A 20441-nucleotide genomic window follows, 5' to 3' on the forward strand; every position below is an offset into this window, starting at 1 on the left:
AACGCTGACCGCCGCGGCAGACCTCAGAACGCGATCTTCAATCCCCCGCTGCCGAAGAAATCGTCGCCACCCGTGCGTCCGATGGTGCGCGACACGTTCACCGTCAGCGCCACATTGCTCCAGAACGGCGCCACGACGCCGGCGCTCACCCGGCCGTAGACGTTGTGCGAGGTGCCGTTCGGAACCGTCCAGTTGTTGACGATGACGGGCGCCGAGGTCGCGCTGTACTGAATCAGGCGGCCGTTGCCGATGATGTCGTCATCGAGCGTCAGGTTCAGGTACGGATTGATGACGTTGCCCTGCACCTGGAACGGGGTGCGCAGCTGCACGCCGACGCTGCCGATCAGGGTCTCGGCGGTCTGCGAGCCGACCGCGAGCGTGAGCGCAGGATCGCCGGTCTCAGTGAAGCCGTCGACACGGGCGCGGGCATAGGTCAGCCCGCCGATCGGGCCGAGCTTCGCCGTGCCTGCATCGAACAGGTAACCGGCTTTGCCGGCCGCGACGAAGGTGGTGCCGCCGGGATTGGAGGTGATGGTGTCGACCACGCCCGGCCGCGTGTTGCGATAGTCCTGATGGCCGATCGTCGCCAGGCCCTCGGCAAACAGGCTGCTGCTGGCCCAGGCCCCGTAGAGGCCGAACTGATAGGAGTTGGCATCCGTGGTGCCGGCGCTGTTGAACAGCCTCGCCTTTGGATTGGAATAGTCGAAGGCGGTACCGATCATGGTGTTCGCCGACAGCCGGTACTCGACGCCAATGGTGCCGCCGATGCTGTCGAGATTGAAGCCGTTCGAGGCGGCGCTGCCCTGGCGGTCGCTGACGCCACCATTGCCCTGCATGTAGAACGACCATGGACCGACCGGCGCGAGCGGCGGCGCCTTGGTGTAGGGCGGGCGGCCCATTGCCCCATAGGCGTTCATCGTCGACGGAGCAAAGCCCGCGGTCTCGCGGAACATGTCGAGCTTGCCGAACAGGGTCGAGGCGAAGCCCATCGCGGTGATCGACCCCACCTCGCCTTGCGGCGCGAAGGTCAGCGGCGCGTTGAGGCGGTTGACGATGTACTGCCCCAGCACCTCGAAGCCGTGTGACGTCAGGTGCACGCCATCGACGTAGAACAGATACTGGTTCTGCAGCGCAGGATTGCCGATGCAGGCGATCGGACAGGCGCCGACATTGGTGAAGCCATAGCGCGACGGATTGGCCTGGATCAGCGTGCCGATCAGTCCGGTGTCGACGTACTCGACACGCACGCCCGAACGCGCGACGCCAGCGAGCGACTGCTGCATCAGGCTGTTATAGGTCGTGCTGTAGGCCTTGCCGGCCGGGGCATTGGCGTTGCCAACGGCCTCCGGCAAGGTGCTGACATCGCCGGCCGTGAACACGATACTGCGCGCGCCGTCCCCGACCAGCGCGTTGATGCCGGCCATGGCCTGCTGGGCCGTGACGGCCGCGGCCGTCGGCGCGCCAGCGAGCGAGCCGCCGGCGCGGTAATAGGCCCGCGCATCGTTGCCGCCGACCGAGATCTCGACCAGGTCTGTCGACGAGATCCTGCCGGAGAAGCCCGTCAGTCCGCTCCATTCCTGGAAGAAGCCGGGAATGCCCGGCGCCACCACGTTGGTATCGCCCGCCATGGCGCCGCCGATCGCGTAGTTGAGCTGGGGAATGCCGAGCAGCGCCGAGGTCGTGTCGACGAAATTCGTGCCGCCGCTGAAGCGACCGGTGGGATAGAGCGGCAGCTTGCCGGCGCCGCCGGTGAAGGTCCAGAGATTGCCCGTGTCGGCGTAGCTGTCGCCAAAAGCCTGAATGCGCGTATAGGTGGTCTGGGCCGCTGCCGGCGCGGTCAGTTGCAGGGACGCCGCGGACAGCGCGACCGCACACAACAATGTCGTCCTACTCACAGGCATCCTACGCGCCTCCCCAACGCCCTACTTTTGTTTGCCCGATGTTTCCATGGTGACCATTCGAAACACCACCGCCCGCTGGTTGTAGGAACGACGACATCCGTGGCTGTGCTTTCCGCGCATCATCATGCAGTGCAAAGCGCCGCGATGCGCACGTTTGCCCGCTGGGCGGACCGGACCGCCACCGACCATGCTCACGAAGGCTGCTGACAGAATCTGGCAGAGGGCTCGGCTAGTCGTGTGGCTGAAGCGCCGCAACCGGCGCCGCCACCGGAGAGACGACGATGCCCGACTTCAATTTTCTGATCCTCTATGTCGACAACCCGCCGAGGAGCGCGGCCTTCTATGCGGATCTGCTCGGGCGGCCCGCGGTCGAACAATCGCCGACGTTCGCCATGCTGCCGCTGCGCGAGGGCGTCATGCTGGGCTTGTGGTCGCGGCACACGGTCGAGCCGCCAGCGACGGGCGCCGCAGGCTTCGGCGAGGTCGCGTTCGCGGTCGGCGATGCCGGCGAGGTCCAGAGGCTGCACGACGACTGGAAGGCGCGCGGACTTTCGATCGCGCAGGCGCCGACACGGATGGATTTCGGAACGACGTTCGTCGCGCTCGATCCGGACGGGCATCGCCTGCGCGTGTTCGTTGCGCAGGATGCGGCCTAGCTCTTCCGCGGTGGCTGGCCTTTCGCGCCAGTCGGCCTTTCAGCCTAGTCCGCCTTGGCCGGCTCGGGCTCGCGGTGCGGCGCTGGCTGCGCGGGTGCGTTGGCGAGGCGCGCGGCGTTGGCCATGTTGGCCACCGCCGCGACCTTTTTCTGCTGGTCCGATCCCGGCTGCACCACGCCGCAGGACATGATCAGCGTCGCCGCGTCCTCGGCGCTCATGTCGACCTCGATGATCTTGCTCCGCGGCAGATAGAAGAAGAAGCCGGTGGTGGGGTTCGGTGCGCACGGCAAGAACACCGAGATCTGCTCGTCGTCACCGGGCAGCCGGCTCGAAATCTCCGCGCTCGGCGGCTGCGAGATCAGGACGATCGACCACATGCCGGGCGAGGGAAACTCGACCAGGCCGACACGGCGCAGGCTCGAGCCCTTGCCCGAGAACAGCGTCTCGAACACCTGCTTGAGGCCGCGATAGATCGCCCGCACCGCCGGGATGCGGCCGAGCAGCCGCTCGCCGAGGTCGACCAGGGTGCGGCCGATCAGGTTGGCCGTCAGGAAGCCGAGCAGCGTCAGTCCGATCACGGCCACGATCAGGCCGGAGCCGGGCACGCCGAACGGCAGATAGGTCTCCGGACGATAGACCAGCGGCACGAACGGCCGGACCAGCCCGTCCACCCAGGTCACGAACCACCAGGTGATGTAGAGCGTGATGGCAACGGGACCGGCGACGACGAGGCCGGTCAGGAAATAGTTGCGAAACCGGAACATCAGCCCATGGTGGGGCGTCTCGGCCGGAGCATCGGCCAAGGGATCGGTCTCAGGCGGCAGGTCGTCGCGGGAACTCATGCGAACTTCCGGGTCGGATCAAATCTCACCTAGGGGTCTTAGCAGATTTTTGAAGGGCGAAGGCCCTCTTTCCGACACATGCGCGCTTTGCCGCTGACCTGTGGCCCGGCAGCCGGGCACCAAGTCAACGCGCAAGGCGTCGATTTTTCAATCCCTGCTGCGGCGAGGAGCCACTCATAAGGGCCAACGCGCCGCCCTAGGCGCTACGCAGCGGCAGGGCCAGCCCGACCGCCACGAAGATGCCGCCGCAGACCTGGTTGAAGCGCCGCCCGACCCGCGCGAGCCATGGACGAACCTGGGCCGCCGCGCTGGCAATGGCGCATTCGGTGACAAACTCGGTCACCGTATAGGTGACGGCCACGACGGCGAACTGCACCGCCAGGCTGCGATCGGGGTCGATGAACTGTGGCAGCAGGGCGCTGAAGAACAGCAGGCATTTCGGGTTGGTCGCCGCGGTCAGGAAGCCCTGGCGGAACAGCACGTGCGAGCGGGCCGCCACGATCTGGCCGGCCAGATCGACGCCCACCGGCGGGGCGAACCATAGCTTGATCCCGAGCCAGGCGAGATAGAGTCCGCCGACCCACTTCAGGACCACGAGCCAGGTAATCGACGATTGCACCAGCGCACCGATGCCGAACATGCACAGCGCGATGACGAGGATGAAGCCGATCAGGCCGCCCGCGATCGTGAACAATGTCCTGCGGCCGCCATGCAGCGCCCCGTGGGTCAAGGCGAGCAGGCCGTTCGGCCCGGGCGTCAGGGAGATGCCCACCGACGTGACGAAGAACAGCAGCCAGGTGTTGAGGGCCATCGGGATCCCTATCCGGAAGCGGACCGGCCGATCCGCTGCCGGGGTCGTCGCGACATGCTGATGTCGGATTATGGATCAGATGACAAGCGCGTCGTCGGTAAAATCAGGGCTGCGGCAAATCCGGCAATTAACTCCGGGTCATGCCCGGGCTCGTCCCGCCTGCGCGGCCGAAGCCGCTTCGGCGCGGCGACGGCCCCGTCCTCCACGTCGTGCTCAGCGCGCCGGAGAACCTGGATGGCCGGGACAAGCCCGGCCATGACGATGTGACGAGAGCGAGGCATGAGCCCACAAGGTGCTGGCTCCAGCAGCGAAGCATCCCAGGCGACGTCGCCGCCTACTCCACCGTGACCGACTTGGCGAGATTGCGCGGCTGGTCGACGTCCGTCCCCATCACCACGGCGGTGTGATAGGCCAGGAGCTGGACCGGGATGGCGTAGACGATCGGCGTGAACGTCGCGGCCATGTCCGGCATGATGATCGTGACCAGCGAGTCCACGGTCGCCTCCTCGGCGCCCTTGGCATCGGTCATCAGGATGATCTTGCCGCCGCGCGCGGCGACCTCCTGCATGTTCGACACCGTCTTCTCGAACACGCGATCATAGGGCGCAATGACGACGACCGGCATGGTCTCGTCGATCAGCGCGATCGGGCCATGCTTGAGCTCACCGGCGGCATAGCCCTCGGCATGGATGTAGGAGATCTCCTTCAGCTTCAGCGCGCCTTCCAGCGCCAGCGGATAGGAGGTGCCGCGGCCGAGATACAGCACGTCCTTCGACTTGGCGATCTCGCGCGCGAGCTTCTCGATCTGCGGCTCGACCGTCAGCGCCGCCGCAATCAGCCGCGGCACCTCGACGAGGCCGTGCACCAGCTTGGCCTCGTCGGCCTCAGAGAGCTCGCCGCGGCCGCGGCCGGCGGCAATCGCCAGCGCCGCCAGCACCATCAGCTGGCAGGTGAAGGCCTTGGTCGAGGCGACGCCGATCTCGGGGCCCGCAAGCGTCGGCATCACGATCTCGCTCTCGCGCGCGATCGTCGAGGTCGGGACGTTGACGACGGAGAGCGTATGGACGCCCTGCGACTTGGCGTAGCGCAGCGCCGCCAGGGTGTCGGCGGTCTCGCCGGATTGCGAGATGAAGATGGCGAGATCGCCCTTGCGCAGCGGCGCCTCGCGGTAGCGGAACTCGGAGGCGACGTCGAGCTCGACCGGCACCCGCGCGAAGCGCTCGAACCAGTATTTGGCGACGAAGCCGGCGTAGCTTGCGGTGCCGCAGGCGGTGATCGAGATGCGCTGGATATCTTTGAAGTCGAACAGCAGCCGCGCCGGCAGCATCACGCGCTCGGTGCCCATGTCGACGTAGCGTGCCAAGGTGTGGCCGACGACCTCCGGCTGCTCGTGGATTTCCTTGGCCATGAAATGGCGATAGTTGGCCTTGTCGACCAGGAACGACGACGCGCCGGATTTCAGCACCTCGCGCTTCACCACCGCGCCCGTTGCATCGTGGATGATGCCGGCGTCGCGGGTGATCTCGACCCAGTCGCCGTCATCGAGATAGCTGATCGTATCGGTGAACGGCGCCAGCGCGATCGCGTCCGAGCCCAGGAACATCTCGCCGTCGCCATAGCCCATCGCCAGCGGCGAGCCCTTGCGGGCGCCGATCAGGAGATTGCCGTGGCCCTTGAACAGGAACGCCAGCGCGAACGCGCCCTTCAACTGCGGCAGCGACGCAGCCACGGCCTGTTGCGGGGTGTGGCCCTTCAGCAGATAGGAATTGACCAGATGGACGACGGTCTCGGTGTCGGTCTCGGATGCGAACTTGGCGCCCTGCTTTTCGAGCTCGGCCCGTAGTTCGCGAAAATTCTCGATGATGCCGTTATGCACCACGGCAACGTTGTCAGTCGCATGCGGATGCGCGTTGCTCTCGGTCGGTTTGCCGTGGGTGGCCCAGCGGGTATGACCGATGCCGGCGTGTCCCTTCAGCGGCTGCTGCCCGAGCCGCTTCTCGAGGTTCTTCAGCTTGCCCTCGGCGCGCCGCCGGTCCAGATGATCGCCCTCGAGCGTGGCGACGCCCGCGGAATCGTAGCCGCGATATTCGAGACGTTTCAGGGAATCGACGAGATGCTCGGCAACCGGCCCGCGTCCCAGGATCCCGATGATTCCGCACATCAGCGCCAGTCCCCAAATCGTCGAGAGAGATTCAAAAGCGTGGCATTGTCTTAACGAAAACGGCGCGCTTTCAGGTTCAATAATTATTGCGGATTGCGACAGGGTTAAGTGGGAGCCCTAACCGAGGGCCTGCAGGCAACTCCGGTTCGATGCGGAGGTCCAGTTCGGAGCGCACTTAACGCCAGGTCAACGCTTTTGCGCAGAGACTGTCGCGTCGGAGAGGACGCCATGACCTATAGCCGCCGCCCAACTGATCCCAAGGGCACCAGCCCGCTGAGCCTGTCGCATCCGACGTCCGGGAGCCATCTGGCGCACTGGCCGCCGCCGACCTTGAGCAACGAGCTCAAGCCGATGCCGATCAAGCACCGTACCAACGAGCCGGTCAAGCACGCCACCCGCCGCGGCTGGCGCCTGACGCGTGCGATGTTCGCCGAGTTCCAAGACGACGAAAGCTGATGTCTCAGCTCACTTCTTGTGGCGTTGCTTGGCATTCCGGAAGCGCGCCGCGGCGCCTTCGCGCGTCGTCTGCGGACTGCGCTCCAGCGCCAGCGCATCGTCGGGCACGTCGCGCGTGATTACCGAGCCTGAGCCGATATAGGCGCGCGCGCCGATGTTGATCGGCGCCACCAGCGAGGTGTTGGTGCCGATGAAGGCGCCCTCGCCGATGTTCGTCTTGTGCTTGTTGAAGCCGTCATAGTTGCAGGTGATGGTGCCGGCACCGATGTTGGAATTGGCGCCGACATGGGCGTCGCCGATATAGGACAGGTGATTGACCTTCACGCCCGCCTCCAGCACCGCGGCCTTGGCCTCGACGAAATTGCCGATCTTGGCGCCGTCTCCGAGCGACGTACCGGGCCGCAGCCGCGCGAACGGCCCGAGCAGGCTGTTGCGGCCGAGCTTGGATTGCACGATGTGCGAGAACGAATGCACCACCGCGCCGTCGCCGATCGACACGCCGGGACCGATCACGACGAACGGCTCGATGGTCACGTCCTTGCCGAACGTCGTATCCGCGGCGAGATAGACGGTCTCCGGCGCGATCAGCGTCACGCCCGCATCCATCGCCGCGCGGCGCAACCGGGTCTGCATCACGGCCTCGGCCTCGGCGAGCTGCGCCTTGGTGTTGATGCCGCGCACTTCGTCTTCAGACGTCTCGATCACGACCGCGTCGAGCCCCTGCTCGCGCGCGATCGCCACCGCGTCAACGAGATAATACTCGCCCTTGCTGTTGGCATTGCCGATCCGGTCGAGGATCGCGAGCGCGCGACGACCGTCCATCGCCATCACGCCGGCGTTGCACAGCGTGATCGCCCGCTCCGCTTCGCTTGCATCGGCCTGCTCGCGGATCGCGACCAGCTTCGATCCGTCGAGCAGCAGGCGTCCGTAGCCGGTCGGATCGGCGGCGCGAAAGCCGAGCACGGCGAGCGCTGCGCCCTGCGCCAGCGCCGCCCGCAGCCGCGCGAACGTCTCGGCCGTGATCAGCGGCGTGTCGCCGAATGCGACCAGCAGATCGTCTGCGCCGCGCGCGATCGCCTGCCGCGCCGCCAGCACCGCATGCGCCGTCCCCAGCCGGTCGCGCTGGACGAAGATATCCGCATCCGGGCGCAGGCGCCTGGCTTCCTTTTCGACCGCGTCGTGCCCCGGCCCCACCACCACGGCGATGCTGGCGCCATCCCCGTGCGGCGCCGCCGCCAGGACGTGCGCGAGCAGTGATTCGCCGGCGATGGGATGCAACACCTTGGGCACGCTCGTGCGCATCCGGGTGCCCTCGCCTGCCGCAAGCACGATGGTCAGACTGGATCGAGCGGTCATGAAACACCTGGGATGAAGGGAGCGCATAGGTCGCGCTGTCATAATGCGTTTTCTGCGCGGGGCAAACCGCACCGGCTGAAGCCCCTGGTGGTTTTCCTGTTAATGTTCGCTTCGTGATTCGATTAAGGCAGGTTCATGGCTAAGGACTCCCGCAAATCCGCCGGCGCAAATGCAGCTGAGAAGACGGGCACCACTCTGTCTGGACTGTTTGCCGACGAGAACGAGTTCGATCGCCGCGCGCTGTGGCGGCTCGGCTGGTGGGGGGCTGGCGCCGTCGGCGCCGTCGGCCTGGCCGTTTTCACCAATCAGGCCGCACAGGGATGGCGGCAGGACCGTGTTTCCGCGGCCGATCTGTCGCGCCAGGCGCAACTGCTGCAGTCGCTGGCCCGTGAGACCCAGGGCGAGGCGCGCCAGCTCGGCGCGGCCATCGAGACGCTCAACACCGATCGCGACCGGCTGTACGCGCGCGTGACGGTGCTCGAGCAGGGATTGGACTCGGTGACCGGCGCGCTGGCCAAGCAGAGCGCCCAGGCGACCGCGAATCCCGCCCCCGGCAGCAAGGCGCCCCCCGCGCCACAGATCGCTGCCGTCGAGTCCCAGGCCCCGGTGGCGGCCCCGTCGGGTTCCCCGCCACCCGGCCCCTTGCCCGCATACGCGAACGCGTCGCCGTTCATGCCGGTTCCCAACGGGGCGGCCGGAACCAGTCCGGCTCAGCCGAGTACCCCGCCGGCTGCCGCGAGCGCCGACAAGACGAAACAGGAGCAGGCCAAGCCGATGTCGGCCGGGCTATCGGGGGCTTCGTCATCGCCGGTCTCTTCCGCCCCTTCGCCGACACCGTCAGCCTCGTCCGCATCGCCGGCTGCGACCGGTTCCAAGCCGACTGGTGGTGCCTCGGACCCGGCCGGCAAGCCGGCCGAGACCGACAAGCTCGCAAGAGCCGAACCCGCAGAGGCCGCCGGCGCCAAGGGCAGTGACAGCACCGACGCCGCGGTCACGGCGGTCCAGAAGACCGAATTCGCCGTCGATCTCGGCGGAGCCAACTCGCTCGGCGGCCTGCGGGCGCTATGGCGGGATATCGTGAAGACCCATGCCGACCTCGCCCTGCTCAGGCCGATCATCATCCTGAAGGAAGGCCGGGGCGGTCCAGGTATGCAACTGCGGCTCGGCGCCGGCCCATTGGGCGACGCGGCGACGGCGGCGAAGATCTGCGCGGTCCTCGCCGAGAGCCAGCGCGCTTGCGAGACCACCGTCTATGACGGCCAACGCCTCGCGGTCCGCGAGGAGCCGGAGGCGGCCAAGCCGGCCGCGCCCGCGGCTGCCGCCCAGAAGCCGGTGCAGCGCCGGCGCACGTATCAGCCACAGGCCCAGCAGCAGCGTCACGGCAAGCGCGAGGAGCCGCCGGCCGCGGCCGCGCCGGCACCGCCGCCGGCAGAGGCGCCCAAGCCCGAACAGCCGTCGGCGCTGTCGTCGTTCTTCCGCCGCTCCTGAGGCTCGAATCGACGTGCGGCCAAAGCCGGTTGGGACGGATTGTGAAAGCAGTCCGCGAACCGGCTTTGCGGCTTGTCCGCACGTCCTTTCCGCAGCATAGTCCCGCGCATGAAAAAGACCCCGTTCCGCCTCTCGCCCTATCAGGTGCAATGGCTCCTGATCATAGGCTTCGTCACCGTCGGCTATGCCCTCTATCTGCGCTATCTGGCGATCGAGCTGTCGAGCGTCGCGCTCGCCTGCGACGCCGGCCTGCAGACGCTGGCCTGCAAGAGCCGGGCGGTTGCGACCACGCTGTTCAAGAATTCGGTGTTCGGCGCCACGGCGCTGGTGATCGCAGTGCTGCACGTGATGCGGCCGTCGATCGTGCTGCTGACCGGCGGGCTGATCGCCGCCGGCCTCGGCATCGTGCTCTACAACATCGTGCTGTCGGGGCTGGCGATCGGCCTGCTCATCCTCGGCTTTGCGCGGCCCGCGCCCGCCACAGCGTGAACGCCAGCAGCAGATACATCGCGCAGGTCCACATCGCCTGCCAGTTGTCGCGGCCCTCGTTGTAGATCACGTAGACCGAGGAGATCGCGAGCAGGCCGGCGAAGCTGGCCTCGGCGATCGGCCGGGGACCCTGCGCCGGACGATTGCCGAGCAGCATCGCGAACGGCACCACCGCCATGGTCAGGCTGGCGAACGGGAAATCGCGGTAGCGCGGGTCGAACACGAAGCCGAGCGCCGTCTCGGCCGCAATCAGCACCGCCACGACGAGGACCAGGCCCAGCAGGTAGGTGATCTTCAACTGCTTGCGGCCGTCATTCGGTCCGAGCAGGTCGAGAAAGGTCGGCAACGGCCGCCCGGCCATCGTCGCATTGGCGCTGAGGATCGGCGCCAGGACGCCGGCCGCGAGCAGCGCCCCCCAATGCAGCCAGCCGCCGGCACCGAGACTCTCATAGAACATCTTGTCCGCGGCCATGCCGAACAGCACGCCCGCCGTCGTCGCGGAGATCCCGACCCCGACCCAGGCCGAGAGGTGCGGCGGCCAGGGCCGGCGCCGCACCGTCAGCCAGCCGGCCAGGAACACCACGAAAGACAGGATCATGCCGCCGCCCATCTGCAGCTTCCAGAGCGGATAATTGCTGACCGGCTCGCCCGGCGGATATTTCAGCGCCCGCGTATCGTCGCTGATCAGGCCCCAATAGCCGCCGACCGTGCCTTCGAGCTTGCGCTTCCACGGCTGGTCATAGGCCTCGATCAGGTTGACGCGGAAGTTCTCGCGCTTGGCGAGGCTGAGGATCTCCGACACCACGCGGGCCTGGTTGGCCCGCGACGGCAGCGCGCCCTCGCGCATGCGCCCCTCGCTCGGCCAGCCGGTCTCGCCGATCAGGATCTCCTTCCCCGGAAAGGCGACGCCGACCTGCTGGCGGATGGCGTCGACATGGGAGGCGGCGAATTTCGCGCGCACCGGGATGTCCTCCCAGTACGGCAGGATATGAACCGTGACGAAGTCGACGATGTCGTAGAGCTCGCGGTTGCGCAGCCAGAACTCCCAGACGTCGGCATAGGTGACGGGAATCGTGACCTGCGCCTTGACGCCGCGGATGGTCGCGGCCAGATCGGCTGATGTCATCTCGCCGCGCAGCAGCACCTCGTTGCCGACCACGACGGCCGTGATTACCTTCGGATAGCGCTTGATCAGGTCGACCGCGATGCCGATCTGCTGCTGGTTCTTCAGCTTGTTGGAGCCGAGCCAGATGCCCTGGATCACCTTGATGCCGACGCGGGCGGCGATTCCCGGCACCTGGTCGAGACCGTTCTCGATCGAATAGGTGCGCACGCATTCGGAGATCTTGGCGAGCTGCACCAGGTCCTGCTCGATCTGCTCGGCGTCGATACGGGTGGTCGGATCCAGCGGGCTCTGCTGGCCGCGGAACGGCGCATAGGACACGCACTGCAGCTTCGAAGCTGGCTCGATCGGCGCGCGCGCGAGCATGATCGGCTGGGCCAGCCACCACCACGCGGCGGCGATGACACCCAAGGATATGAGCAGAAGCGCCAGCGGCGTAGGAAGGGATTTCAGTTCCGTGTCTCCAGGCAGGGTGGTGTCGATTACCCGGTCGGCGGCGATCTGCCAAGTAGGCGATCGGGCCCTCCGGCGCTCCCGGCGTACCCGCTCCACATCGCCCTTTTACGATGACGCGAGAAAGTTGGTACGTTGCTGGACAAAATCCGAGATTCCGGTCATTGGGAATCCCGGTTGGCCCCGGCCGTCGCAACGTCGCAACCCAGATTGGGCCCCTGCGCAAGCGCCCGTTAGGAACGCTCTGCGACAGTCGGAATCAATCTCCCGCCGCAATCGGGGCTGATTTGATCGGCATCAACACTGCGTCCGTCAGGGGACGGCACGAAGGCAACAATCGGGGAATTTATGGGTCGACGCGTGCTCCACTCCAAGTTTTCGGTTTCGCGCCTGTCGGCGGCTCTGGGCCTCGTGCTCCTCATCGGCGCGCCAGGCGCGCTCGCCCAGAGCGGCAGCGACCATCCCCAGGACCAAAAGCCGCAGGCGGCCAATCCGGCCGACGTGTCGAAGGAGAACCAGCGCAAGGCCGACGAATTCACCGAAGCGTCCCAGGCGCTCAGTGGCGGCCCGGCCGGCAATCCCGAATGCGTCTGGCTCGGCCGCCGCGTCGTCCAGTTGATGTACAACGACGACCTCGATACCGCCTTCCGCCACCTTGATCTCTATGACCGGTTCGGCTGCCCCGGCGGCCACGTTCAGGCCGCCTTCCGCTGCCTGACGCGTTTCATCCCGCAGATCGATCCGAAGGTGCCGAACTCGCTGAACAACCACGTCCACGGCTGCTGGATCAATCCGGACGCCAAGCCGCAGGTGGCTGCGGCGCCTGCGCCGGGCCCGGCCTCGACCCCGGCCGCGCAGGCTTCGCCAGCGCCGACGCAGCAGCCCGCTCCCCAGGCCTCGCCATCACCCGCGCAGCCTCCGGCGAAGTGACCGGCGCCTGAAGGCGGGCAGGACGCACGATCCCGACGACCGGGCGCCATGCGCGGCTGCGGCATGACAGCGCTCCGATCACGTGGCAGGATACGGCCGAGATACGATCGAGGTCGTCGACGCGCGCCTGAGCCTCGCCCCGGTTCAGGCACCGTTCAGCAGGATTGGGCTCTGTTGGGATGACATATGATGTCGCGGCCTTCGGCTGTGACGGCGTGAGAATGATCGCCTTCGCCGCTCGTCGTCGGACGTCGCCCGCGAACGTGATCCCGGTAGCATCGCATACCCGAGATGGAACGGCGATCGACCGCTCCGCTTCACCGCTGACTTGATCCTAGGAATGGTTGCCCCTCCAATGCGTGCCGTTGTCGCCGTCCTGCTCCTCGTCACCGCTGTGCACGCCGCCCTCTGGGGACTGCTGCAGGACAAACAGGAGGCCCCCAGTTTTACCGGCCTGCTGCAGAGCGTCTCCTACGATCCGCATGAAGGAACCGGGGCCCCCGGCGCCAACACCGTGGCCTCGCCGGAACGCATCCGCGCCGACATGAAGAAGCTCGCCACGATGACGCGGGCCATCCGGCTCTACTCGTCTACCGGCGGCCTCGAGATCGTGCCGCCGCTGGCGGCGGAGGCGGGGCTGAAGGTGATGCTCGGCGCCTGGATCGACAAGGATCCGGACCGCAACGAGCGCGAGATCCAGTCGGCCATCACCCTCGCCCGCCGCAACAGCAACGTCATCGGCATCGTGGTCGGCAACGAGACCATCCTCACGGCGACCCAGAAGGTCGATGAGCTGATCGAGAAGATCAAGCGCGTGAAGAAGTCGGTCAACGTGCCCGTCACCACCGGCGACGTCTGGAACACCTGGCGCGACAACCCCGAGCTCGCGGCTAATGTCGACTTCATCGCCGCGCACGTCCTGCCCTATTGGGAATTCTTCACCGACGACCAGGCCGTCGATCAGGCGGTGGATCGCTATCAGCTCCTGAAGAAGCAGTTCACCGGCAAGCGCATCATGATCGCCGAGTTCGGCTGGCCGAGCCAGGGCTACAGCCGCAGCGGCGACGGCCGCGGCCCCGCCGTGCCGGGCCCGCTCCGCCAGGCCAAGGTGCTGCGGAATTTCCTGGCCCAGGCCGCATCGATCGGCATGGAATACAACATCGTCGAGGCGATCGATCAGCCCTGGAAATATTTCGAAGGCGGCGTCGGCCCGTACTGGGGCGTCCTCAACGCCGAGCGCGAAGCGAAATTCGCCTGGACCGGCCCGATCGTGAATCCCGACTATTGGCAGCTCGCGACCATCGCGCTCCTGGTCGGCGTGCTCTTGTCGCTGCCGATCGTGCGGCTGCGCCAGCCGACCGTGCTGCAGGCGACGATGCTCGCCATCACGGCACACGGCGTCGGCGCCTGGGTCTCCAACGTCTTCGCCTATTGGAACGTGCACTATTTCGTCTGGGGCTCGACCTTCGCGCTGACGCTGGGCCTGATCCTCCTGGTTCCCCTGATCCTCATCGCGATGGCCCGCATCGAGGAGATCGCCGCGATCGCCTTCGGCCACGAGCCGCAGCGCCTCTTGACCCGCGACAAGGTCGCGCAAGAGCGCGCCGCGATGCCGGAGGGCTATTGCCCGAAGGTGTCGATCCACGTGCCGGCCTATTTCGAGCCGGTCGACATGATGAAGCAGACGCTCGATGCGCTGGCGCGGCTCGACTACCCGAACTACGAGGTCGTCTGCATCATCAATAACACGCCCGACCCGGCGTTCTGGCAGCCGATCCAGGATCACTGCCGCATGCTCGGCGAGCGCTTCAAGTTCATCAACGCCGAGAAGGTCAAGGGCTTCAAGGCCGGCGCGCTGCGCATCGCGATGGAGCGCACCGCCGTCGACGCCGAGATCATCGGCATCATCGACGCCGACTATGTCGTGACGCCGGACTGGCTCTCCGACCTCGTGCCCGCCTTCGCCGACCCCGCCGTCGGCCTGGTGCAGGCGCCGCAGGAGCATCGCGACGAGCACCTGTCGCTGATGCACTACATCATGAACGGCGAGTACGCCGGCTTCTTCGACATCGGCATGGTTCAGCGCAACGAGGAGAACGCGATCATCGTGCACGGCACGATGTGCCTGATCCGGCGCGCGGCGATGGACATGGCCGGCGGCTGGTCGAGCGACACGATCTGCGAGGACACCGATCTCGGCCTCGCGATCCAGGAGCTCGGCTGGCAGACCCACTACACCAACACCCGCTACGGCCAGGGCCTGCTGCCCGACACCTACGAGGCGTTCAAGAAGCAGCGCCATCGCTGGGCCTATGGCGGCTTCCAGATCGTCAAGAAGCACTGGCGCCGCTTCCTGCCCGGCCACAGCCGGCTGACCTCGGACCAGAAGCGCGAGTTCTCGCTCGGCTGGCTCAACTGGCTCGGTGCCGAGAGCCTCGGCGTCGTGGTCGCGATCCTCAACCTGATCTGGACGCCGATCGTTGCCTTCGCCGGCATCGCCATTCCCGACAAGATCCTGACCATCCCGATCCTCGCCGCCTTCGTGGTCTCGCTCGCCCACTTCCTGATTCTCTACCGGCTGCGGGTGGCGGTGAAGCCGTGGCAGATGCTGGGCGCGATGATCGCGGCGATGTCCGTGCAGTGGACGGTCAGCCGCGCCGTGGCGCAGGGCCTGATCACCGAGCATCTCGCCTTCGCCCGAACGTCCAAGGGCGGCCTGTCACGGATGTCGATCGAGTTCCAGGCGTTCTGGGAGGCCGTGATCGGCGCCCTGCTCCTGATCGGCGCCACCATCCTGATCGTGACCAACACCCTGCAGATCACCGAGCTCTACATCTTCGCCGCCGTCCTGATCCTGGAGAGCCTGCCGTTCCTCTCAGCGGTCGCCATCGCGCTGCTGGAGATGTCCCGCATCAACTCCTTCGAGTTCTGGCGCCACGCCACCGTCCGCACCGCCGAGCTGATCGGCCTGCGCCCGGTCTGGGTGCCCGAGCTGGCGGGGCCCGGGATGCAACCGGCGCCGTTGAGCGCGGCGGCAACGAAGGCGGCGGATAAGGCGTAGCGCCGAGCGAGGCCTGCGGAAGCCTGCGCCGCGTAGCCCGAATGAGCGGACGCAAGGGCCCGAAGGGCGCAGGCGACAGCGACGTCCGGGGTCATCGCGACGGCCCATGAGACCCCGCATGTCGCCTCCGCCGTCGCTCTGTCGAGCGCCGACGGCGGCTCATGATGGCGGCTCATGGCGGGCTACGGCACCGTCATCGCCGCGCCCGAAACGATCGTCGATCTCCCGTGGTTTCCCCCGCCCGCCCTATTGACCGGAACGGACCCACCCCCTACACAGCGCCCACGACAGCATGCGGCCCAAGGTCGGGTTTTTTTGCCGCCCCGATCTCATGCCGCAGTGAACCACGGCCACGCCTAAAGCGTTCCGATGGGGACCTGCCGACGATCCGGACCGTGACGGCCCTGCCGTCGCACCGCTTCTTGGAAGCGAGCGCGTAGCTCAGCCGGTAGAGCACGTGACTTTTAATCATGGGGTCCCGGGTTCGAGTCCCGGCGCGCTCACCAAGATCCCGAACGATCGAATAGTCAGCCTGGCAGACGCCTCCCTTGGCCACGTCGGAACATCGGTAAGACGATGCGTGGCCTCGATCGCCCGTAAGCGGCGGGCTGAATGGGTCTCGATCGCAAACTCGATTTCATATTCGATGAGTCGAACGCCCTCGATCCTCACGCGGCTTTGGATCCTCAGTCATTTCCTTGGCTACGATGCTCGTGCGAACCTGGCGAGACGTCTCCATGATCTCTTCCACCAAGGCGATGTCACGAAGAAGCTGCCCGATCACCGCGCGTCGCTCTCGCGCGGCAGCTCGATCATGTCGGCACCTCCACGTCTGCCGGAATTGCAGTCTGCGCAAGCAGGGTGCTAAGGTCGACAACCAAAGGTATCGCAAGTCATTTTCATCGAATTCCAGTAAGGCCTTTTTGGCAAGGCGTTCGCGCCAGTGGAGCCAGCATGTCTGCAAGCTATGGCGCCGTGATCAACCGGCTGCTCAACGGCGTCGGCTTCCAACTCATTCGCCAATCGACGCTCCATCAGCTGGTCTCGTCGGCCCACAATGGACATGCAAGCGAGCAGGACAACGAGGCAGGACCGAACGACGCCGCCGAACTCGATCCCGCGCGATTGGGCAACGAAGGTGAGGATCAGGTCCCAACGGATTCGCAAGCCAGCGAACCGACGGAGACGGTATCGGCCAGCTATCTCCAGAACCTGCAGCGCGAGAGTTTGGCGCTTCGTGAGATGTCGACCGAGCTCATCAAGCTCAAGCTGCAGCTGGCCGGAGCGAACGACGGCACCAACACGAGCGAGCCCTCGACTCCGGACGTTGCCGGCCCCCGGCTCTACACGCCCGTATACGACCACGCGGGACTGCGGACCGATCCCGCGATCGTGCACAACCATGACTTCATGCGGGATCCCCGCTTCGTCGCCGCCTACGAACGTGGCGCCGCCGCCGAGGGCTATGAGCCTCGCTATTTCTGGCGGACGCATGTTGCACTGTGGTGCGCCAGCATCGGCGTCAGCCTTGGCGGCGATTTCGTCGAATGCGGCGTCTGTCGCGGCATGCTCAGCTCTTCGATCATGCACTATCTCGACTGGAACAACCTCCAACGTCGATTTTTTCTGTTTGATACGTTTACCGGTGTCGACGAGCGCCTCGTCACCGATGAGGAGGTCGCAAGTGGCAACCTCGGCTACTTCAGAGAGATGTACAAGACCGACATCTATGAGGATACCGTTCGCAACTTCTCCGAATACAACAACGTCGAAATCATTCGTGGCAGTGTCCCATCGAGCCTGTCGACCGTCGACATCAATGCCGTCGCTTATCTGTCGATCGACATGAACAACGTCACGCCCGAGATCGCGGCCATCGACCACTTCTGGAGCAAGCTCCAGCCCGGCGCCCCGGTTCTGCTCGACGACTATGGTTTCGTTCGCTACGAGGTCCAGAAGCGTGCGTTTGACGCCTGGGCCGCTCAGCATGGCGTCGCCATTCTCGCGCTTCCCACAGGACAAGGCCTGATCATCAAGCCGCCACCGGCGCCGGGGGCTGTACGCCGGAAGCGGCGCTTCATAGCTCCATTTTTGTGCACCGCCACCGTGAAGCGGTTTTTTGGGATGACGACGGCGTAAGGTTGTCCACATGCCGACTGGCTTGTTCGGCCAATCCAAGGCACAATCGAGCGTTGCAGTCCTTGAATTATTGCCGGGGCGTTTCGATGAATTGGGCAAGAACGGTCGTCGCGATTCCATTGGCAGCCATTGCCTTGTCGGGCTGCATCACGACATCGATGCAGGGATATGCCGACCGACAATTGCCGGCGAAGCCGATCGGCAGCATGGTCGCTTACGTCTCTGGACCCGGTCCGCTCGTCACGAGCATTCAAACCAACATCGCCGAGGAGGCGCGGAAACGCGGCGTCGTCGCTGACGACGCGCTGATGCTGTTCCCGCCGACACGGACCTACACCAATGCCGAGGTTCAACAGGGGCTCGCGCGTGACGCGATTGAAGGCGTCCTCGTCATCAGCGTGGGCGATAGCGGTGTGCAGCAACAATACGCCGGGACGATCTTGTCGGGCCAATACACCGGAACATCGAGCTCGATCGGTACCGTCAACACCTTCGGCAACACGTCGACCATATCCATGAATGGGACGTCCTCAGGCATGGTGGTTGCCACCGCGACGCCGACCTACCGCTACAAGCGTCAGACCACGTTCACGGCGCGGCTTCTTGAGGCAAGCACCGGACGAAACCTCTGGGTTGGAAATGGTCAGGTCAACGCCGGCGGCCTTCTGTTCGTCGGTGACGGCGCAAATGCTTCGAGCTCGGTCGCAGCCATTTTTGACGACTTGCAACGCAAGGGTATCATCGGGTCATCCAGTTGATCAGGAGGGGCTTCATGAGTCTCCCGTAACCCACCTCATCGGAATTATTGAGTGCACTGTCACCGTAATTATGCATCTCATCTGCAGGTAGCCAAAATCACCAAAGCAATACACGGCACCAAAAACCGGAGATCCTCCGAATGTCTATTAAGCTGAACATCGATAGCACAACAAAGAAATACACAGATGGCGTTGTTGGTCGAATCGAGCATCACGCCAAGGAAGTGGAAGCCGCCTTTGCTGCAATCATGGGTTTCGTACTCGTTTATTCCGACAGCGGCTCAATGGCTGTGCGCGAAGGTCGCGTTCAAGAAATCGGCAACATGGGTTGGGCCGAGTTCGGCGGTCGCCGTGTTGCTTTCCGCTATGAACACGCCACGAGGAAAATTGAGGTCCGCGACGGATCAGTACAGGGTCCGATGCTCGCAGATTTCGACAACAACACCGAACTCACCGCGCTCCTCGATTTCTTCAAGAACCTTTAGTCGAAGAAGAGGAAAAGGTCGCGTTTAGCATTCTCCATGCTCACCCTACGACTGATTGCCCCCAACGACTACGCTGTCCGCGAAGAGTAAGAGCGCATCGACTGCGTCCGCTACGCGAGTGCGCGCCGGACAAATGGCACCGGCCCGCCATTCGGCGACGCCGCGGCTAAGACGGCGCGGGAAGGATCAAGGAGAAGCAGAATTCGGCGGCAGGTCACAGAGCACCAAATTGGCGCTCGTTTTCACCCCTGGATAGAGTGCATTGTCACCATTATCCTTCCGCGCGCGTGAAGTGCACTGTATTCTACGGTAAGATTTCGATCGGACTTATGGCATTCGTCCCGGCAGCGGCCCTCTAGGGAACAATGCGAATTATGGAGGCAGAACATGAGTTGGTGTGACAAGCTCGCGTCAACACCTACTGTCGGATTCGCGTTGACGCCCCACTTTGCTTTTGGCGGCATAGTCGACGCTCTTTCGCCCATCATGGATCGAATGGTCGATAGATTTCGTAACCCGACTTTCACGGTTAATGATAGTCAGAATAGCGCTTTGTCCTTTACCACAGAGGACGGCTTCACTTACGCAGTTGATCCGGCGAGGGTTACAGTCTCATTCCAGCACCGGTTAAGGGCGAAGCCTGTAAGTGCGGGCTTGCCTGTCATGGACATGGTATCAAAGCCTCTCCCCTACACCGAGATGCTACCAAGTATATCAGAACGACTTATCGAGGCTGCTCGCTTACTTCCGCGGGTTGAAGAAAGGAAGATACTCCAAGTTGGGATTGTATCGACTACATCCGTCTCGATGGAAGACCTGCCACCTGGGATCAATAGTCTCGTGGAGCATCTAGCGCGGCCCTGGGCGGGATCACTGGTAAATTTCAACGTCGCCATAAATTCCGAACTTGGCCAATCCGATAATTGGATCGACCGATGTCAGCATACTTTGGCTAAAGTAGAAGACCCAAATCAGCTCATGACTCTCATTTTCGACTTCCATAGACAATTCAAGAAGCCGCAATCGACAGCCGAGCCGGCAATGAAGACCTTGCTGAATAGATGCACCGAAGATGCGTTGAAGTACTTTGAAGAGCTAGCAGAAGGCAATATGTTCGATGAGCACCTCATCAGCGATACAAACAAGCTTTGATTTTCTTGACTCTGAGCCTGTAGCTATAAGCTCTAGCTCGAATCGCGGACGTAGAAAAGCACAGTTGAGAAGCGCCTCCTCCGCTACTGTAGTGAACTTCCCAACCTTCAACTACTCCTCAGTAGAGTCGGCTGCTGCGTCGCGCGTCGCAGGTAGAATAAACGCGGCTTCGATCAGCGA

16 protein-coding genes and 1 tRNA gene are annotated in these 20441 nt (G+C 64.8%); 11 read left to right on the forward strand and 6 right to left on the reverse strand.

The window, feature by feature from the left end:
- Window positions 1-23: 23 nt before the first annotated feature.
- Window positions 24-1901 (reverse strand): autotransporter domain-containing protein, encoded by a 1878-nt coding sequence (locus ACQR0U_RS06775; protein WP_434843016.1) that lies wholly within the window; start codon window positions 1899-1901, stop codon window positions 24-26.
- 281 nt (window positions 1902-2182) lie between these two features.
- On the opposite strand from ACQR0U_RS06775, the gene ACQR0U_RS06780 reads away from it, so the two are divergent.
- Window positions 2183-2557, forward strand: a complete 375-nt coding sequence (locus ACQR0U_RS06780) for a VOC family protein (protein WP_315751606.1) — start codon at window positions 2183-2185, stop codon at window positions 2555-2557.
- A 44-nt stretch (window positions 2558-2601) separates the two neighbouring features.
- On the opposite strand, the gene ACQR0U_RS06785 is transcribed toward ACQR0U_RS06780, so the two are convergent.
- From ACQR0U_RS06785 to glmS, 3 genes are all read right to left on the reverse strand, one after another.
- On the reverse strand, window positions 2602-3399 hold the full coding sequence (locus ACQR0U_RS06785) for a DUF502 domain-containing protein (protein WP_434843015.1): 798 nt from the start codon (window positions 3397-3399) through the stop codon (window positions 2602-2604).
- A 196-nt stretch (window positions 3400-3595) separates the two neighbouring features.
- Window positions 3596-4210, reverse strand: coding sequence for a LysE family translocator (locus tag ACQR0U_RS06790; protein WP_315751608.1), 615 nt, complete (start codon window positions 4208-4210; stop codon window positions 3596-3598).
- A 334-nt stretch (window positions 4211-4544) separates the two neighbouring features.
- On the reverse strand, window positions 4545-6371 hold the full coding sequence (glmS, locus tag ACQR0U_RS06795) for a glutamine--fructose-6-phosphate transaminase (isomerizing) (RefSeq protein WP_316202026.1): 1827 nt from the start codon (window positions 6369-6371) through the stop codon (window positions 4545-4547).
- Between the two features lie 228 nt (window positions 6372-6599).
- Between glmS and ACQR0U_RS06800 the strand changes: the two genes are divergently transcribed.
- Window positions 6600-6827: a hypothetical protein gene (locus ACQR0U_RS06800; RefSeq protein WP_315712023.1), complete on the forward strand. Its 228-nt coding sequence runs from the start codon at window positions 6600-6602 to the stop codon at window positions 6825-6827.
- A gap of 9 nt (window positions 6828-6836) precedes the next feature.
- Here the strand turns inward: ACQR0U_RS06800 and glmU are convergent, their stop codons facing one another.
- Entirely contained in the window at window positions 6837-8183 is a 1347-nt protein-coding gene (gene glmU, locus ACQR0U_RS06805) for a bifunctional UDP-N-acetylglucosamine diphosphorylase/glucosamine-1-phosphate N-acetyltransferase GlmU (protein WP_316170504.1), read from the reverse strand.
- Between the two features lie 135 nt (window positions 8184-8318).
- On the opposite strand from glmU, the gene ACQR0U_RS06810 reads away from it, so the two are divergent.
- Together ACQR0U_RS06810 and ACQR0U_RS06815 are read left to right on the forward strand one after the other, a co-directional pair.
- A complete protein-coding gene (locus ACQR0U_RS06810; RefSeq protein ID WP_434843014.1) occupies window positions 8319-9671 on the forward strand; it encodes a hypothetical protein in 1353 nt (450 codons plus the stop codon).
- 108 nt (window positions 9672-9779) lie between these two features.
- Entirely contained in the window at window positions 9780-10160 is a 381-nt protein-coding gene (locus ACQR0U_RS06815) for a hypothetical protein (protein WP_284416120.1), read from the forward strand.
- Here the strand turns inward: ACQR0U_RS06815 and ACQR0U_RS06820 are convergent.
- Window positions 10120-11649 carry a beta-(1-6) glucans synthase gene (locus ACQR0U_RS06820; RefSeq protein ID WP_434843086.1) on the reverse strand — a complete coding sequence of 510 codons (1530 nt, stop codon included), beginning with the start codon at window positions 11647-11649 and terminating at the stop codon, window positions 10120-10122. The two genes, ACQR0U_RS06815 and ACQR0U_RS06820, sit on opposite strands and share 41 nt — an antisense overlap.
- A gap of 435 nt (window positions 11650-12084) precedes the next feature.
- Here ACQR0U_RS06820 and ACQR0U_RS06825 point away from each other — a divergent pair, with 435 nt between their 5' ends.
- The 7 genes from ACQR0U_RS06825 to ACQR0U_RS06855 all read left to right on the forward strand — a co-directional run bounded on the left by ACQR0U_RS06825 (window position 12085) and on the right by ACQR0U_RS06855 (window position 20261).
- Complete coding sequence (locus ACQR0U_RS06825) at window positions 12085-12666, forward strand: beta-1-3, beta-1-6-glucan biosynthesis protein (protein ID WP_315712028.1); 582 nt, start codon at window positions 12085-12087, stop codon at window positions 12664-12666.
- A gap of 355 nt (window positions 12667-13021) precedes the next feature.
- The gene (locus tag ACQR0U_RS06830; RefSeq protein ID WP_434843013.1) at window positions 13022-15727 is read left to right on the forward strand and encodes a glycosyltransferase; all 2706 of its coding nucleotides are present in this window, start codon (window positions 13022-13024) and stop codon (window positions 15725-15727) included.
- Between the two features lie 430 nt (window positions 15728-16157).
- Window positions 16158-16233: transfer RNA gene (locus ACQR0U_RS06835), tRNA-Lys, on the forward strand.
- A gap of 448 nt (window positions 16234-16681) precedes the next feature.
- Window positions 16682-17866, forward strand: a complete 1185-nt coding sequence (locus tag ACQR0U_RS06840) for a TylF/MycF/NovP-related O-methyltransferase (RefSeq protein WP_434843012.1) — start codon at window positions 16682-16684, stop codon at window positions 17864-17866.
- Between the two features lie 86 nt (window positions 17867-17952).
- Window positions 17953-18624, forward strand: a complete 672-nt coding sequence (locus tag ACQR0U_RS06845; RefSeq protein WP_434843011.1) for a hypothetical protein — start codon at window positions 17953-17955, stop codon at window positions 18622-18624.
- A gap of 140 nt (window positions 18625-18764) precedes the next feature.
- On the forward strand, window positions 18765-19109 hold the full coding sequence (locus ACQR0U_RS06850) for a hypothetical protein (RefSeq protein WP_315785337.1): 345 nt from the start codon (window positions 18765-18767) through the stop codon (window positions 19107-19109).
- 387 nt (window positions 19110-19496) lie between these two features.
- Window positions 19497-20261, forward strand: a complete 765-nt coding sequence (locus tag ACQR0U_RS06855; protein ID WP_315785334.1) for a hypothetical protein — start codon at window positions 19497-19499, stop codon at window positions 20259-20261.
- The last annotated feature ends 180 nt before the right edge of the window (window positions 20262-20441 follow it).

The organism is Bradyrhizobium sp. HKCCYLRH3097, assembly GCF_051167875.1.
Classification (GTDB): domain Bacteria; phylum Pseudomonadota; class Alphaproteobacteria; order Rhizobiales; family Xanthobacteraceae; genus Bradyrhizobium.